The organism is Candidatus Parakkermansia intestinigallinarum, from assembly GCF_944389695.1.
Lineage (GTDB): Bacteria > Verrucomicrobiota > Verrucomicrobiia > Verrucomicrobiales > Akkermansiaceae > Akkermansia > Akkermansia intestinigallinarum.
Genome location: NZ_CALXNG010000006.1, coordinates 1 through 16,448, shown reverse-complemented (window position 1 = coordinate 16,448; position 16,448 = coordinate 1). Strand labels below are relative to the sequence as shown.

Below are 16,448 nucleotides of genomic sequence, written 5' to 3'. Positions count from 1 at the left end.
TGCTGATTGTTTTGCTAAACTGACGCGCGATGCGACGGCGGCGGGTCAGCGCGGGTGTTTTGTGCGGTGCTTATGTTCTGAGCGCTGCGGGGTCGGTTCTGCCTGCGGCGGCGGCTGAGGCGGCTGCGGCGGCTGGGTTCGCGGCGTCGGCTGAGGCTGCGGCGGCTGAGGCTGCGGCGTCGGAGACGGAGCTCAGCAGCCGCGAGCGCCATTTGGATCAGTTCGCTTCGATCTATGATGATTTGGCGGCGGCGCTTGCTTCCGTTTCGGATCGGGAGGAGGCGGATTTTGTTGCGTCGCGGGTGGCTTTGGATTTTATTTTGCTGCATCGGCTGGATCGCCGTCTCAAGGTTGAGCAGGGGGAGCCGATTCGCGATTGTATGATAGCGCGTTTCGTGAATCGCTGCGATCAGTCGCGCCGGGCTGCGTGCGAGGCGATGGAGCGGTTGAGGCTGGAGGATTGTTTCGGTTCGACGGCGCTCGAGGCGGCTCTGGAGCTTTCTCATTTGCAGGATGGCCGCCTGCCTCTCGCCCGCGCGGGGGAGTTGGGGCGCCGCCTGCACCTCAATAGCGCGGAGAGTACGCTGCGTTTGTTGCGCCGGGTGAATAACCGCGATAGTGCGCAGGAGATTGCTCCGCTGTTGCACTGCGTCCGGAGCTGCGGGCGCTCCGTGGATGAGTATCTCGCGGCATATGCCGGAGCGGCGGCGGTGGCGTGCGAGGCTGATGAGGTCGCGGAGAGGCTCGAGGCGGTGCAGGGGGAGATGGGCCGAGCACTGCTCGAGCTGCGGCAGCAGGGGTATTACGGCTGCCGCGAGTTGGAGGATGAGCTCCGCGAGCCTTGAGGCTGAGGGGACGGCGCCTGCGGCCGAGCCGAAGGGGGTGATTTTTGTGTCACCCTGAACTTTTTTGCGTGACAAATGATTGCTCTCGGGGCTAAGATGAGAGGATGAAACGACCCGAGATTTTGGCGGCGCGCGATATTAACAGTCGCGCGGAAAAACACCGCTCTCTGACGATTCCGGAGAGTACGGGGAATCCCTTGCTCGACGCCAACCTTTTTGATATTGCCCAGCGCTACTGCGGTTCGCACAAGCCTTCGACGGTGCTTCAGATGTTGGCAACGGTGATGAATGCTGCTGCCAATCCGGCTATCGAGAAGCATGATCTGGAGATTATGAACCGCACGATTGATGAGATGTATGCGGCGGATCGTATGTTTGCGCCCTACCGCAATGTGCGCAAGGTGACCTGCTTCGGTTCGGCGCGTATTCAGCCCGATGATCCGAGTTACAAGCTCGCGCATGATTTTGCCCGTCTGGCTGCCGGGCGGGGCTATATGGTTGTGACGGGCGGCGGGCCGGGGATTATGCAGGCTTGCAATGAGGGGGCTCACGCGGCGCATTCTTTCGGGCTGAATATTACGCTGCCCTATGAGCAGAAGCCGAATCATGTGGTGGAGCACAGTGACAAGATGATGAATTTTCACTATTTCTTCACGCGCAAGCTCAATTTTGTGAAACAGACGGATGCGCTCGTGGCTTTCCCGGGCGGTTTCGGTACAATGGATGAGATTTTTGAGACGATTACGCTGATGCAGACGGGGAAGTCGACGCTTTTCCCGATCGTGTTGCTCGATCCGCCGGCCGAGACGTTCTGGGGACGCTGGATTCGCTTTATTGAAAAGGAGTTGCTGGAGGCCGGGCTCATTTCTCCGGAGGATATGCGCTTGCTGTATCTCTGCAAGAGTGCCGAGGCGGCCTTCGCCTGTATTGAGCGTTTTTACAGTCGCTTCCATTCGTATTATTTCAGCAAGGATGATGTGGTGATCCGCATGATGGAGCCGCTGCCTGATCGCTTGCTGGATTGGATTCGGCACGATTACGATGATATTATGCCGCTGAAGGATTTGACGCAGGAGCCGCGCTTTGAGAATGATCCCGATCCTGCTCTGGCGAATCTGCCGCGTCTGCGCTTTACGTTCAAGCGCGGTGCGTTCAATCGCCTCCGAGAGCTGATTGATGTGGTGAATGATCGCTGAGGCGGGCGCCCGCGCGGCGCGGCACTTGGCCGAGCCGTGGCGGGGCATCCGCGTTTGGCGCTTGGTTCGGCCGGGGGGCGGGGCGGCCGCGCGATGTCGGCGCGATGGCCGCGCTTCGCTGTGCTGCTGCGGCGCTTCGGCTGGACTTCGGCGGTGTTTCGGCGGTGTTTCGGCGGTGTTTCGGCGGTGCCGGAGGGCAGGGGGGCGGCGGCGCGGCTTCTCGGAGGGGCGGTGCGGCGCTCGGGCGCGTCAGTCGCCGATGGTGATGATGTTGACTTCGGGGGCGCAGAAGAAGCGCATGTCCATGATGGCGCCGACGCCGCGCGTGACGAAGATGCGATGCCCGTTCTCTTCAAAGAGCCCGGCGGGCATGTCGGAGCGGAAGGAGATGCAGCGCCCGGTGAAGGGGTTGCCGATTTGGCCGCCGTGGGTGTGCCCGCTGAGCATGAGGTTCCAGCGGTAGTCGCCGAGTTTGTGGCGGCTCTCGGGGTCGTGGCTCAGCAACAGAATCGGCAGAGAGCCCTCGCCCGCCGGCTCCATGCAGAGATCCGGCCGCTCGTCGCCTTCGTTCCAGTCGCCGAGGCCGACGATGCGCAGTGTGGCGCCTGACGGGGTTTTCCAGTCGACGGCTTGGTTGCGCAGCAGCTGCACGCCGGCGGCGTTGAAGACGCGTTCCACCTGCTCTTGTTTTTCGTAGTCTTGGTTGCCGAGGACGGCGTAGCAGGGAGCTACGGCCGTCAGGCGGCGCAGCCCGTCCACCGCCCAGCGCGTCCGCATGAAGCGCTCGTTGACGATGATGAAGTCGCCGCCGAAGATAATCAGATCGGGGCGCTGCTGTTCGATGAAGCCGACGACTTGCTCGAAGAGCTCGATATCGTTGTGCAGGTCAGAAAAGAAGGCGATGCGCAGCGGCCCTGCGCCCGGCAAGGCTGAGGGAGGCAGCTCGACGGTGTTGAACTCAAGCTGCCGGGCCGACCATTTGCCGTATTCTCGGACGGCGATGCAGAGCAGCAGGCCGATGAGCAGAACGAGGGAGGCGGAACGGTGCCGCTTGACGCAGCGCCACAGCCCGACGAAGGGGTTGGGGAGTTTCATGAGCTGCCGATGCGGTGGGTGAGAGGGAAATGCCGAGGGGCGCGCCGTTCCCCTCGCTCGTGCCCGCTCCCGCGCCGGTCGGCGTGCGGGAGCGGGCGGTCGGGGAAGGGGCTTGGGTCGCCGTCTTCAGTCCGTCACGGCGTTGAAGATCGCCAGTTCGGGGTCGATGAAGACGCCGTCTTTGCGGATGAGTACGTCGTCGAAATAGATTTCTCCGCCGCCGTACTCCGGCCTCTGGATGCAGACCAGATCCCAGTGAATGGCCGACTGATTGCCGTTGGGGGCTTCGTCGTAGCACTGGCCGGGGGTGAAGTGGAAGGAGCCCGCGATTTTCTCATCGAAGAGGATGTCGCGCATCGGTTTGAGGATGTAGGGGTTGACGCCCAAGGCGAACTCGCCGATGAAGCGAGCACCCTCGTCCGTGTCGAGAATCGCGTTGAGTTTCTCTTCATCGCCGCTGCAATGGGCTTCGACGATTTTGCCGTTCTCGAAGCGGAAGCGAACCTGATCAAAGGGCGAGCCGTGGTAGATCGACGGCGCGTTGTAGCTGAGAACGCCGTTGACGGAGTCGCGCAGCGGGGCCGTGTAGACTTCGCCGTCGGGAACGTTGCAGTCGCCCGCGCAGACGATGGCGGGCATGCCCTTGACGGAGAAGCTGAGGTCTGTACCGGGGCCGACGATGCGCACGCGGTCCGTCGCTTCCATCATCGCCTTGATTTTCTCCATGCCGCGGCGCAGTTTGCCGTAGTCGGCCAGGCAGCAGCGGAAGTAGAAGTCCTCGAAATCCTCCGTGCTCATGCCGGCGGCCTGGGCCATGGAGGCCGTCGGCCACGCCAGCACCGTCCATTTGCGCTTGTTGCAGGTCAGGTTGCTGGCGGGCAGCATGTGCTTGCTGACGATTTTCATGCGCTCGGCGGGTACGTCGGCGGATTCAAAGCTGTTGTGGTCGGCGTAGAGGCAGATGTGCACCTGCATGTCTTCGGCGCGTTGCAGGCGGTAGCGGCCTTCGAGCTCATACTGCTCTTCGGTGGCGCCCATCTGCATCTCGCGGCTCAGCGCGGCATGGCTCAGATCGAGGTGGGGAATGCCGCCTGCCGTGCGCACCGCGCGGATGAGCTCGACGACCATGGCATCGGGTATGTCCTGCATGCGCAGATTCACGTGCTCGCCGGGCTGCACGCGCACGGAATAACCCACAATCTGCTGCGCCAGCAGCGCGTAACGTGCGTCTTTCATATCGCGAAATCGGGCAAGGGGGTTCAGTGCACGGCCGGGTTGAGGATAGACAGCTCGGGGTCAACGAAAATGCCGTCGCGGCGCACGAGCTCGTCGTCGAAGTACATCTCTCCGCCGCCGTAATCCTTGCGCTGGATGCAGACCAAATCCCAGTGCACTTGGGAGCGGTTGCCGTTGTCGCAGTTTTCGTAGGCCTGCCCGGGGGTGAAGTGGAAGGAGCCCGCGATCTTCTCATCAAAGAGGATATCGCGCATCGGCTGCAACACCTCGGGGTTGACGCCCAGAGCGAACTCACCGATGAAGCGCGAGCCCTCGTCCGTATCGAGAATCTTGTTGAGAGCCTCGGAATCACCATTGCAGCTCGCTTCCACGATCTTGCCGTTGCAGAAGCGCAGGCGGATGCCGTCGAAGGGGATGCCCTGATACACCGTCGGGGCCGTGTAGAAGATGGTGCCGTTGACGGAATCGCGCACCGGGGCGGTGAAGACCTCGCCGTCCGGGATGTTGAGCTCGCCCGCGCAGGGAATGGCCGGCATGCCCTTGATGGAGAAGCTCAGATCCGTCCCCGGCCCCACGATGTGCACGCGATCCGTGCGCATCATGCGCTCCGCGAGACGGTCCATCGCCACCTTGAGCTTGTCGTAGTCAGCCAGACAGCAGCGGAAGTAGAAATCCTCAAAAGCCTCCGTGCTCATGCCTGCGCCCTGAGCCATGGCGGGGTTGGGCCAGCGAAGCACGCACCACTTGGTGCGGCAGACGCGCTGATTGTGCACGGCGCGCAGGTGCTTCTGCGTCAGCTTCATTTTTTCTGCCGGGACGCTCGAGAGCTCAAAGCTGTTGTAGCCGCCGCGAATGGCGATGTAGGCGTCCATCGCCTTCATCTCCGCCAGCTCAAAGGCGGCGATGGATTCGTACTGGGCATCCGTGGCTCCGGCAAACATCTCGCGCGTCACGCGAGCGTGGCGCAGGTTGACGTGCGGGTAGGCTCCGGCCGCCCGCACGGCGCGGATCAGCTCAATGGTGATCTCATCCGGTGCATCAATAATCTCAAGCAGAACGTGCTCGCCGGGCTGCACGCGGCAGGAGTGGCGAATCAGGCTCTGCGCCAACTGCGTCGTGCGCGGGTCTGTCATATCAATCAGTAGGTTAATGTTGAGAAAAAGCAGAGAGAGCGAGCGGAAGCGGCGGAGCCGCCGCTCAGCAGGGGGTGGTGAGGTGCATCAGCGCCTCGCGCAGATCCTCCGTTGTCACATGGTCGGAGACAAAGGGCTTGCCCGGCGCACGCAGCAGCACGAAGCGCACCGCGCCGTTGACGAACTTCTTGTCGCGAGCCGCGCACTCCATCACGCGATCGGGGTTGACGCCCTCGGGCAGCACCAGCGGCAACTCGAGCGCCCGCAGCGTATCGAGCACCGCGTCCTCGTCCGCCCGTGACAGCCCGGCGTACTTGCGCGACAGGTACAGAGCCGCGCGCATCCCGAGGCTCACGACTTCGCCGTGCAGCAACTGCCCGAAGGGAACACTCGCTTCGATGCCGTGGCCGATCGTGTGGCCGAAGTTCAGGAAAGCGCGCACGCCGTGCGTCTCGCGCTCATCCTCCTCGACGATGCGAGCCTTGATTTCGATGTTGTCGGACATGATGCGCGGCAGGCGGTCGATCGTCTTGAGCGTGAAGCCCAGCGGCAACTCATCGGCCAGGCAGCGCAGATCGGCCAGCAGGCGCGGCTTGCGGATAATCGCGTGCTTCACCATCTCGGCCATGCCCTCGCGCAGCACGCGCGTCGGCAGAGACGTGAGCGTCATCGGGTCGGCCACCACGAAGCGCGGCTGGTGGAAGGCGCCGATGAGATTTTTGCCCGTCGCCAGATCCACCGCCGTTTTGCCGCCCACGGAGCTGTCGACCTGAGCCATCACCGTCGTGGGCACCTGCACAAAGGGAATACCCCGGTAATAAATCGCCGCGATAAAACCTGCCATATCGCCGACCACGCCGCCGCCGAGGGCGACCACGAAGGACGAACGATCATGCCCCTCTGCGACCATCTCGGACGCCAGCGTCTCGACGGTGCTGAGATTCTTGCTCTGCTCGCCCGCCTCAAACACATGGAGGCTCGCCTCATAGCCGGCGTCTTCCAAACTGGCCATGACGCGCTCGGCATAGAGCGGGCAGACGTTTGAATCCGTAATCACCGCTGCCCGCCCCTGCATGCGCAGCCGGGCGCAGAGAAAGCCGACAGAATCCAGCGCCCCGTTGGATGTGTGGACATCATAAGAACGAGCGCCGAGCGACAGAGATACGGTAGGCATGCGCCCATTCTACACGCGCCCGCAAAAGCAGGCAAGGCGTTATTCTGACATCCTTTGTGCCGGCCCGGAGCCGCAGCGCGACAAGCAGCGCGACAACTTAACGTTGACAAAATCTTCCCCTTGGTATATATAACGCGGGGTATCGCTGAGCAAACGACCCCATCAACCGCCATGCCTGCACGCAAAGACAACACCATCAAGCGCAAAGTACGCAACTGGACCGCAGCGGACTCCTCAGACCTCTACGGCGTTGAAGACTGGAGCAACGGCTACTTCGGCGTCTCGCGAACGGGCGAAGTGACCGTGCGCCTGCAGGATTCCGCCGGAGAGTTCCGCAACGTCAGCCTGCTGAGCATCATGCAGGGTCTCGTCGAGCGCGGAACCGATGCCCCCGTGCTGCTGCGCTTCCGCGACCTGCTGCGTGCCCGCATCGACGAGCTCAACCTCAGCTTCCGCAGCGCCATCAAAGCCGTCAACTACCAAGGCGAATACCGCGGCGTCTACCCCATCAAAGTCAACCAACAGCGCCAGATCGTCGAAGAAATCGTCTCGTACGGCGCGCGCTACCACTACGGGCTGGAAGCCGGCTCGAAGCCCGAGCTCATCGCCGCCATGGCCCAGATGAAGGACAGCGAAGCCTTCCTCATGTGCAACGGCTACAAGGACGACGAGTTCATCGACCTCGCGCTCATGGGGCAGCGCATGGGCCTCAACATCTGCATCATTTTGGAGATGCCCAACGAGCTGCCCGCCATCCTCGAGCGCGCCCGCAAGCTCGGCATGGAGCCCAACCTCGGCGTCCGCGTGCGCCTCGCCGCCAAGGGATCGGGGCACTGGAGCGAGTCGGCGGGCGACAAATCCGTCTTCGGCCTCAATGCCGCGCAGGTCATCGAGGTGGTCGACCAGCTCAAAGAAGTCAACATGCTGCACTGCCTCAAGGTTTTGCACTACCATCAGGGCTCGCAGATACCGAACATCTCCGTCATTCGCGAAGGCCTCACCGAGGCCTGCCGCATGTACATCGACCTCGTGCGCGAAGGCGCACCCATGGGCACACTCGATATGGGCGGCGGCCTCGCCGTCGACTACGACGGCTCGCAGACCAACTTCCACTCCTCCTGCAACTACTCCATCGAGGAGTACGCGCGAGACATCGTCGAAGTCGTCGGTGAAATGTGCACCAAGTGCGACGTGCCGCACCCCACCCTCGTCACCGAATCCGGGCGAGCCATCACGGCCTACCACTCCGTGCTCGTCTTCAACATCCTCGACGTCACCTGCGCCCCGGGCCACGACTCCAAAGTGCCGCAGCTGCCCGAGAACCCCAGTGAAATCCTCAAGGCTCTCGATGAAACGCACCGCATGCTCACCGGCAAAAACATTCAGGAGTGTTACAACGACGCCAACTACTACCGCGACCAGCTGCGCATGCAGTTCTTTTACGGCAACGCCTCGCTGCGCGAGCGCGGCGTCGGCGAAGCCATCTACTGGCACATCATGGGGCTCATCTCCCGCCGCTTGGCCGAAATGAGCGAAATCCCCGAAGACCTCAAAGAAGTCTCCGACAACATGGTCGACTTCTACTACGCCAACTTCTCGCTCTTCCAGAGCCTGCCCGACGCATGGGCCGTCGACCAGCTCTTCCCCGTCATGCCCATCCAGCGCCTCTGCGAACGCCCCACCCAGAAGAGTGTGCTGGTGGACATCACCTGCGACTGCGACGGCAAAGTCGATCGCTTCATCGACCGCGAAGACGTCGCCAAATCCCTCCCCCTGCATGAAGTGGAAGGGCAGGAGAACTACTACGTCGCCGTCTTCCTCGTCGGCGCCTATCAGGAAACCCTCGGCGACCTCCACAACCTGCTCGGCGACACCAACGTCGTGAGCGTCCACCTCGAGAACGGCCGCCCCGTCTACACCCACGAAGAAGAAGGAGACTCCGTCGCCGACGTACTCAGCTACGTCAAGTACGATCCCAAAGACCTCGTCTCCCAATTCCGCGCCATCGCCGAACGCGCCGTCGAAGACGGCCGCATCACCCCGCGCCAGAGACGCGACGCCCTCGAGGCCTACCGCGAGGGCCTCAACGGCTACACCTACTACGAGCTCTGACGCAGGCAAGCCTCGGCGCAGGCAGGCATCCGCACCCTTCCCCCTCCGCCGCAGGGCAGGGGGGTATCTCTGTCATACAGCCGAGCTGCCGGGCGGCCTTCTGACGCGCCGCAACAAGCTTTGCGTCAACGCCTTCAACGCCCTTCGCGCCAAGCCCCTCTGCATCCGGAGCCCCGGGGGGCGAGCCACTAACTCACTTTTTGGCGCTGTGCACTTGCCAAGCGACGGGGGCTATGCTACAATACCGCGCCGCCGGACGAAGCGGCGCGAAGAATCGTATACAAAACTTCTGCTGTCATGATTAAATGGATTCTCAACAAGATCGTGGGTTCTAAGAACCAGCGCGAAGTGCGCAAACTCAAACCCATCGTGACCAAGATTCTTGCGATGGAAGAACAGTGGAAGGACAAGGACCAAGACTTCCTCGTCGGCAAAACCCGCGAATGGCAGAAGCACCTGCACCGCTTCACCCCCATGGACCTGCCCACCCGCAGCGTCGTGCAGACCATGGATCAGCAGGAGCTCGAAGAACTCGCCGGAAAACTCAACGAACGCTTCCGCTCGCTGGCCCCCGAATTCCCCAAACTGCCCACCGTCGAACCCGCTCCCGAATCCATCGAAGCCGCCAAAGCCGCCCTGCTCGACATCGAGCCGCGCTTTGACCAACTGCGCGCCCGCTACCTCGAATCCATTCTCCCCGAAGCCTTTGCCGCCGTCAAATGCGCCGCGCGCCTCCTCTGCGGGCAAGACATCGACGTCTGCGGCACCCCCATCCGCTGGGACATGGTGCACTTCGACGTCCAGCTCATCGGCGGCATCGCCCTGCATCGCGGCTTCATCGCCGAAATGGCCACGGGCGAAGGCAAAACCCTCGTCGCCACCCTCCCCGTCTACCTCAACGCCCTCACCGGCCTCGGCGTGCACGTCGTCACCGTCAACGACTACCTCGCGCGCCGCGACTCCATGTGGATGGGCGCCCTCTTCAACTTCATGGGGCTGAGCGTCGGCTGCATTCAGAGCATGATGCCCAGCGAACTGCGCCGCAAGCAATACGCCTGCGACATCACCTACGGCACCAACGCCGAGTTCGGCTTCGACTACCTGCGCGACAACGGCATGGCCACCTCCAAAGAAAGCCAAGTGCAGCGCGGGCACTACTTCGCCATCATCGACGAGGTAGACTCCATCCTCATCGACGAAGCCCGCACCCCGCTGATCATCTCCGGCCCCGCCGTCATCGAAAAAGAGCAGCAGTACGACACCCTCAAACCCCTCGTCGAGCAAGTCGTACGCGCCCAGATCGAACTCTGCAACGGCCTCATGTCCAAAGCCCTCGAAGCCGCCAAAGCCGGCGATAACGACACCGCCGGCCGCTGCCTCTTCAAAGTCAAGCTCGGCATGCCGCGCAACCGCGCCTTCATGCGCTCGCAAGAAGACGTCAACCTGCGCCGCATCGTTGAAAAATACGAACTCTTCCTCTACCAGGACCCGCGCAAACTCGAACTCTTCAAACTCAAAGAAGAACTCTACTTCTGCATCGACGAGAAGACCCACGACGCCGACCTCATGGAAAAGGGCCGAGACATCATCAGCCCCGGGCATCCCGAAACCTTCGTCCTGCCCGACCTCGGCTCCGAATTCGTCACCCTCGACGAAGACGAAACCATCTCCGAGCGCGAGCGCGAAGCGCGCAAAACCGCCCTCATGAAACGGCTTGAAGAAACCGGCCTGCGCCTCCACACCACGAGCCAGCTTCTCAAAGCCTACACCATCTACGAAAAAGACAAAGAATACGTCGTCAAGGACGACAAAATCGTCATCATCGACCAGAACACCGGTCGCGAAATGCCCGGGCGCCGTTGGAGCGACGGCCTCCACCAGGCCATCGAAGCCAAGGAAGGCGTCAACGTCGAGCCCGAGAACATGACCTATGCGACCATCACCATCCAGAACTACTTCCGCCTCTACAGCCGCCTGGCAGGCATGACCGGCACCGCCGAGACCGAAGCCGCCGAGTTCCACGACATCTACAAACTCGACGTTCTGCCCATCCCGACGCACCGCCCCTGCATCCGCCACGACTTCAACGACCTCATCTTCCGCAGCCGCCGCGAGAAATTCAACGCCGTCGTCGCGAAAATCGTCGAACTGCACACGAAAGGTCAGCCCGTGCTCATCGGCACCGCCAGCGTCGAAGCCTCGGAGACCCTCTCGCGCATGCTGCGCTACGTCAAAGTCCCCCACCAAGTCCTCAACGCCAAAAACCACCAGCGCGAAGCCGAAATCATCGCACTGGCCGGCCAGCGCGGCGCCGTCACCGTCTCCACCAACATGGCGGGGCGCGGCACCGACATCAAACTCGGCGAAGGCGTTGCCGAACTCGGCGGCCTCTTCGTTCTGGGCACCGAGCGCTACGAATCCCGCCGCATCGACCGCCAGCTGCGCGGCCGCTGCTCGCGCCAAGGCGACCCGGGTGCCTCGCAATTCTTCCTCTCCTTTGAAGACGACCTCATGCGCAACTTCGGCGGCAGCGAGCGCATGACCAAAATGATGGATCGCTTCGGCATGAAAGACGGCGAAGCCGTCGAAAGCGGCCTGATGAACAAAATCATCGAAGGCGCCCAGAAGCGCGTCGAACAGCGCAACTACATCTGGCGCAAACACGTCCTCGACTACGACGACGTCATGAACCAGCAGCGCATCATCGTCTACGCCATGCGCAACGACGCCCTGCTGTGCGAAGACCCGCGCGACATGATCTACGAAGCGCTCGACAACGCCACCGCCTTCAAGTGTGAAACCCTGCTGAGCAAAGACGAAAACGGCAAACCCCGCGTCGGCGACCTCATCCACTGGGTCAACTCCACCTTCCCCATGGGCTGGGGCGAGAACGACGTCCGCTTCAACGATCTGGAAAGCAACGAAATCGCCGCCAACATCAGCGCCCGAGTCCGCGAACTCTACGAGAAAAAGATCGCCGGCGAGCGCCCCGACCGCATCGACCAGATGGAGCGGCACATCATCCTGCAGGCCGTCGACAAACTCTGGCAGCGCCACATCACCGACATGGACGCCCTGCGCGAAGGCGTGCGCCTGCGCGCCCAAGGCCAGCGCGACCCCCTCGTCGAATACAAGCGTGAAGCCTACGAAATCTTCGAGTCGCTCATGCACAACATAGACACGGAAATCTGCTCCGGCCTCTTCCGCAGCACGACGAGCCTCAACGCCTTCGAAGACTTCCTCTCCTCGCTGCCCGAGAGCAACGCCGAAGAAGAAGACAGCAGCATCGCCGACCTGCTCGGCGGCGGCGACCTGCTGAGCATGCTTCGCGAGCAACTCGGCCGCATCCGCGCTCGGCAGCAGGAAATCGCAGGCGACAGCGATGCCGTCGACGTCAGCAGCAACACCGTCGACACCGCGAGCAGCAGCAACACGGAAGGCGCCCCTGCGCCCGTCGCCCTGAGCGCGTCCGGCAGCAGCGTCGAAGCCGGAGCCGTCCCCGAGTTTCACGACACCAAGCCCTTCAACTTCAAGCGCAAGCGGCAGCGCATCAACATCAAGCGCCCCGAAGGCTCCGGCGACCTCGTCATGCCCGCCGCCGACGAGCTCGAAGCTGAACCCGGCGCCGGCGAACCCACTGCCGACCTCAGCTTCACCCCCGAAGGCGGGCAAAGCGCCAGCGCGGCACCCGAAAGCGACGAACCCAAAGCCTGAGGATCGAGACGCCCCCCTTGCGTCGCCACCCCACCATCGGCAATGAACGTCCGCTCCGTTCTGGAATACGTTCCGTACTTTCGCGGTCGGCTCTTCGTCGTCCACATCGACGCCGAGTTGCTGGCTGCCGATGAACTCGTCGACGCCCTGCTCGACGCCGACGCCCTACACGAAATCGGCGTCCGGCTCGTCCTCGTCGCCGAAGGCAGCGACACCCGCATCCTCGAGCAACGCGCCGGAGAATGCGAAATCCACGCCGCCGTCGCCGAGCAAGCCCTCAGCGAAGGCGAAGCCGCCTGCGCCCGCGTGCGGGAAATCATCGAGCGGCACCAAGTCGCCATCGTCGCCTCCGGCACCGAAGGCCGCTTCGACGACGGCAGCGTCGAGCTCGCCGTGCGGCTGGGCGCATCCAAATACGTCACCCTGCAAGCCGGCGGCGTCCCCTGTCGGCAAGGCCAGCCCATCTTCGCCATCCTCGAGAGCGAGACCGAACACGCCGCCGACTGCACCCACGCCGACGAACTGAAGCAAGCCGCCGCCCTCTGTCGGCGCGGCATCCCGCGCGTCCACCTGTTGGACGGCCGGCACCGCGGCGTCATGCTCGACGAATTCTTCTCCGAAGAAGGCGTCGGCACCATGGTGCACAGCGACTCCTACCGCGAAATCCGCCCCCTGCACGAAGACGACATCCCCGAGCTCCTCTCCATGATCGCCCGCAGCATGGCCGACGCCAAACTCGTGCACCGCAGCTACGAATCCATCCACGAGCACCTCGACAGCTACTACGTCTACACCCTCGACGACACCATCGTCGGCTGCGTCGCCATCTACCCCTACCCCGAAGAACAGTGCGCCGAACTCGGCTGCCTCTTCATCAAAAAAAGCTATGAAGGCCACGGCTACGGGCGAGCCATGTGCCGCTTCGTCGAAGAAACCGCCCGCAACGCCGGCTTCGACCGCATCTTTGCCATTTCCCAGAGTGCCGTCAGCTACTTCCGCGACCGGCTCAAATACGCCGAACTCCCGCGCAGCGTCCTGCCCGCCGCCCGTCGGCAGCAACTCGAAGAATCCGGCCGCCGCTCCGGCGTCTTCGGCATCCGCCTCAACGCGTGACGGCGCCGCCCCTGCGGCTTCTCCCTGCCCCACTGCCGGGCATCTCCCCCCTTGCCAAGCGGCGAGCACCCGACTCCTCGGATGCCCGCCGCCCGCATACCCGCCCTGCGCGGGTGCACACCGTCCTCTCGGCACCTATCGCAGCGCAGCGATAGCCTCCTCCACCCCGCGTCCGTACGCCGGATCACAGGCATAGCAGTGCTCCAGATGGCGTCGCACAATCGCCTCCGGCACCCCCGCGAGAGCACGCGCCGTATTGGCAAAAAGCTCCGCCTGCTGTTGCGGCGTCATCAGCCGGAACAAAGCCCGAGGCTGCTCGTAATAATCCGCCTCATCGCAGGCATAATCGTAGCGCCCGGCATCCCCGGCGAGCGGCAGAGGCGGCTCCGCAAGCTCCGGAGAATCCTTCCAAAGCCCCAGACTATTCGGCGCATAAGCCGGCGTCGCGCCCAAATTACCATCCGTACGCATCTGCCCGTCGCGGTGGTAACTGTGATAGGGACAGCGGGGACGGTTCACCGGAATCTGATCATGATTCACACCCAGCCGATAGCGCTGCGCATCGCCATAAGCGAACAAACGCCCCTGCAACATCTTATCCGGAGAAAAACCGATACCCGGCACCACATGCGCCGGATTGAACGCAGCCTGCTCCACCTCCGCAAAATAATTCTCCGGGTTGCGATTCAACTCCAAGATACCCACCTCAATCAGCGGAAAATCCTTGTGCGGCCAAACCTTCGTCAAATCGAAGGGATTGAAGCGGAAATCGCGCGCCTCCTGCTCCGTCATCACCTGAATACAGAAACGCCAGCGCGGGAACTCGCCCCGCTCAATAGCCTCCAGCAAATCGCGCCCCGCACTATCGCGGTCGCGGGCAATCACCGCCGCCGCCTGCTCATCCGTCAAATTGCGAATACCTTGGCAACTCTTGAGGTGAAACTTCACCCACACACGTTCCCCCGCCGCATTGATCAGCGAGAAGGTATGACTGCCGAACCCGTGCATGTAGCGGTACCCATCCGGAATACCGCGATCACTCATCACAATCGTCACCTGATGAAAAGCCTCGGGCAACGAAGTCCAGAAATCCCAGTTCTGCGCCGCATTGTGCAGACCCGTGCGCGGATCGCGCTTCACCACGTGATTCAGATCCGGGAACTGCAACGGATCACGCAGGAAGAAAACCGGCGTATTATTCCCCACCAAATCCCAGTTACCCTCCTCCGTGTAAAACTTCACCGCAAAACCGCGAATATCGCGCTCCGCGTCAGCCGCACCGCGCTCCCCGGCCACCGTCGAAAATCGCACAAAAACCGGCGTCTCCTTCCCCACCTCGGCAAACAGCGCCGCCCGTGAGTAGCGAGTAATATCATTCGTCACCCTGAACACACCGTACGCGCCCGACCCCTTCGCGTGCATGCGCCGCTCGGGAATCACCTCGCGGTGGAAATGCGCCAACTTCTCCAAATACCAAGCATCCTGCAGCAACATCGGGCCCTGCGGCCCTGCCGTCTGCACATGCATATTGTCCGCAACCGGAGCCCCGGCAGCCGTCGTCAATCGTTTTGATTCCTCACCCATCGTATCATTCCTTTCTTGAGTTTTAGTTTGTGGTTGACGGCAGCCTGCAACACCAAGGCGAGCTGACCGCGTCACCATCTTTCTACACATACCCGAAACACAAGTCAAGAAAATAGAATTAGAATAAATAAAAAAATAGAAAAGACTCCCTCAACCCTCATAGGGAAGACCCCCGAGAAAACCCGGAAGGTTCAAAATCATTTAGAATGAGCCCCGCCGCCGCCCGTCGGCCGGGGAAAAAGCGGGGGAGAAGAGAGAGCCGAGGAGCCGCTTACACGCCCGCGAAGCCGACTCGCGGAAGCGCCCCCTTCTGCTCTGGCATGACATCAGCCTTGACATCGCACCCACCCAAGCGTATAGGAGAAACAAACACCGTCGGCGGACAACACGCCCGGCAACGAACAAAGCATGAACACCTCCGGCCGTCAAGAATGCGAGAGCGTCAACGCGCGAGAAGGGGAAGACACCGAGAAAAACTCCGCGAAAAACTCCGCCGTCGATATCTTCCCCTCGCCGGGACGAATCCTGCGCTTGGCCTGCGCCTTGGTGGGCATGATGCTGCTCTGCGGCTTTGTCGTCATCATAGGCGAGCCCCTAGTGCAAGCGATTGGCGTAGCGGGCGTGGCCTTTTCCCTCCTAGGTTTGGGTGTCGCCCTCCGCACGCTGTACCTGTCACGGGCCAAAAAGCCGCTACTGCGCGTGGAGAGCGATCGCATTCTGTATCGACACGCCTTACGAAAAACATGCGAAACCCTCTTGTACCGCGACGTGCAATTCTTTGCCCTTCTGGACGTCAGGGGCATAAAGTTCATCGTAGCCCAACGGCGAACTCAAGGATGCAAGACCCTGCCCATTAACAGCAGCATTTTCAGTGACGTACAAGACCTGTGCAGCCTCTTGAACACGAGGCTGAAAGAAGCCCGCCGCAGGAAGCCCCTCGCAAGGGTGAGCCCCTCGGTCGACACAGACACACCGTCACGCCTCTGCTCACAAGGCGGCAAATACTTCTGCCGAACAAGCCTCAGACTCTCGTCTAAAACCCTTCGGCAGGGCCAAGCATCAGCAAAAGACGAGCATTCGCGCGGCCGAAACGCCGCCGATGCGGAAAGTGAAGATAACATTATCTCGCTTAGCGATTGATTTCTCGGGCTCTTGCGGGGTGGTCTGAAAAATTTGCGAAAAAATCAGCCGAAAAAGCTTGACGTCGCGGCAACTCATCTGTATAATTCGCGGCACCCCGACACGG

Annotated in this window: 11 protein-coding genes; 6 read left to right on the top strand and 5 right to left on the bottom strand. The window is 62.1% G+C overall.

Annotation, left to right across the window (positions count from 1 at the left end; genetic code table 11):
* Positions 1-29 precede the first annotated feature (29 nt).
* The gene (locus AC6UAL_RS02705) at positions 30-845 is read left to right on the top strand and encodes a hypothetical protein (RefSeq protein ID WP_500681820.1); all 816 of its coding nucleotides are present in this window, start codon (positions 30-32) and stop codon (positions 843-845) included.
* Between the two features lie 104 nt (positions 846-949).
* Complete coding sequence (locus tag AC6UAL_RS02700; protein WP_500681819.1) at positions 950-2,041, top strand: LOG family protein; 1,092 nt, start codon at positions 950-952, stop codon at positions 2,039-2,041.
* Positions 2,042-2,290: 249 nt separating this feature from the next.
* On the opposite strand, the gene AC6UAL_RS02695 is transcribed toward AC6UAL_RS02700, so the two are convergent.
* From AC6UAL_RS02695 to aroB, 4 genes are all read right to left on the bottom strand, one after another.
* Positions 2,291-3,136 carry a metallophosphoesterase gene (locus tag AC6UAL_RS02695; protein WP_500681818.1) on the bottom strand — a complete coding sequence of 282 codons (846 nt, stop codon included), beginning with the start codon at positions 3,134-3,136 and terminating at the stop codon, positions 2,291-2,293.
* 126 nt (positions 3,137-3,262) lie between these two features.
* Entirely contained in the window at positions 3,263-4,372 is a 1,110-nt protein-coding gene (locus AC6UAL_RS02690) for an aminopeptidase (RefSeq protein WP_500681817.1), read from the bottom strand.
* Between the two features lie 23 nt (positions 4,373-4,395).
* Positions 4,396-5,505, bottom strand: a complete 1,110-nt coding sequence (locus AC6UAL_RS02685; protein WP_500681816.1) for an aminopeptidase — start codon at positions 5,503-5,505, stop codon at positions 4,396-4,398.
* A gap of 64 nt (positions 5,506-5,569) precedes the next feature.
* The gene (gene aroB / locus AC6UAL_RS02680) at positions 5,570-6,679 is read right to left on the bottom strand and encodes a 3-dehydroquinate synthase (protein WP_500681815.1); all 1,110 of its coding nucleotides are present in this window, start codon (positions 6,677-6,679) and stop codon (positions 5,570-5,572) included.
* A 171-nt stretch (positions 6,680-6,850) separates the two neighbouring features.
* Here aroB and speA point away from each other — a divergent pair, with 171 nt between their 5' ends.
* From speA to AC6UAL_RS02665, 3 genes are all read left to right on the top strand, one after another.
* Positions 6,851-8,791, top strand: a complete 1,941-nt coding sequence (gene speA, locus AC6UAL_RS02675) for a biosynthetic arginine decarboxylase (RefSeq protein WP_500681814.1) — start codon at positions 6,851-6,853, stop codon at positions 8,789-8,791.
* Positions 8,792-9,088: 297 nt separating this feature from the next.
* Positions 9,089-12,505, top strand: a complete 3,417-nt coding sequence (gene secA / locus AC6UAL_RS02670; RefSeq protein ID WP_500681813.1) for a preprotein translocase subunit SecA — start codon at positions 9,089-9,091, stop codon at positions 12,503-12,505.
* 42 nt (positions 12,506-12,547) lie between these two features.
* Positions 12,548-13,618 carry a GNAT family N-acetyltransferase gene (locus AC6UAL_RS02665; RefSeq protein WP_500681812.1) on the top strand — a complete coding sequence of 357 codons (1,071 nt, stop codon included), beginning with the start codon at positions 12,548-12,550 and terminating at the stop codon, positions 13,616-13,618.
* Between the two features lie 135 nt (positions 13,619-13,753).
* Here the strand turns inward: AC6UAL_RS02665 and AC6UAL_RS02660 are convergent, their stop codons facing one another.
* Positions 13,754-15,202, bottom strand: a complete 1,449-nt coding sequence (locus AC6UAL_RS02660; protein WP_500681811.1) for a catalase — start codon at positions 15,200-15,202, stop codon at positions 13,754-13,756.
* A 408-nt stretch (positions 15,203-15,610) separates the two neighbouring features.
* Between AC6UAL_RS02660 and AC6UAL_RS02655 the strand changes: the two genes are divergently transcribed.
* Entirely contained in the window at positions 15,611-16,342 is a 732-nt protein-coding gene (locus AC6UAL_RS02655) for a hypothetical protein (RefSeq protein WP_500681810.1), read from the top strand.
* The last annotated feature ends 106 nt before the right edge of the window (positions 16,343-16,448 follow it).

Excerpts from the sequence above, each read along its gene's own strand:
- AC6UAL_RS02705 (WP_500681820.1), top strand. The coding sequence starts at position 30 with ATGCGACGGCGGCGGGTCAGCGCGGGTGTTTTGTGCGGTGCTTATGTT.
- speA (WP_500681814.1), top strand. The coding sequence starts at position 6,851 with ATGCCTGCACGCAAAGACAACACCATCAAGCGCAAAGTACGCAACTGG.
- AC6UAL_RS02660 (WP_500681811.1), bottom strand. The coding sequence starts at position 15,202 with ATGGGTGAGGAATCAAAACGATTGACGACGGCTGCCGGGGCTCCGGTT.
- AC6UAL_RS02685 (WP_500681816.1), bottom strand. The coding sequence starts at position 5,505 with ATGACAGACCCGCGCACGACGCAGTTGGCGCAGAGCCTGATTCGCCAC.
- AC6UAL_RS02665 (WP_500681812.1), top strand. The coding sequence starts at position 12,548 with ATGAACGTCCGCTCCGTTCTGGAATACGTTCCGTACTTTCGCGGTCGG.
- secA (WP_500681813.1), top strand. The coding sequence starts at position 9,089 with ATGATTAAATGGATTCTCAACAAGATCGTGGGTTCTAAGAACCAGCGC.
- AC6UAL_RS02655 (WP_500681810.1), top strand. The coding sequence starts at position 15,611 with ATGAACACCTCCGGCCGTCAAGAATGCGAGAGCGTCAACGCGCGAGAA.
- AC6UAL_RS02695 (WP_500681818.1), bottom strand. The coding sequence starts at position 3,136 with ATGAAACTCCCCAACCCCTTCGTCGGGCTGTGGCGCTGCGTCAAGCGG.
- AC6UAL_RS02690 (WP_500681817.1), bottom strand. The coding sequence starts at position 4,372 with ATGAAAGACGCACGTTACGCGCTGCTGGCGCAGCAGATTGTGGGTTAT.
- AC6UAL_RS02700 (WP_500681819.1), top strand. The coding sequence starts at position 950 with ATGAAACGACCCGAGATTTTGGCGGCGCGCGATATTAACAGTCGCGCG.
- aroB (WP_500681815.1), bottom strand. The coding sequence starts at position 6,679 with ATGCCTACCGTATCTCTGTCGCTCGGCGCTCGTTCTTATGATGTCCAC.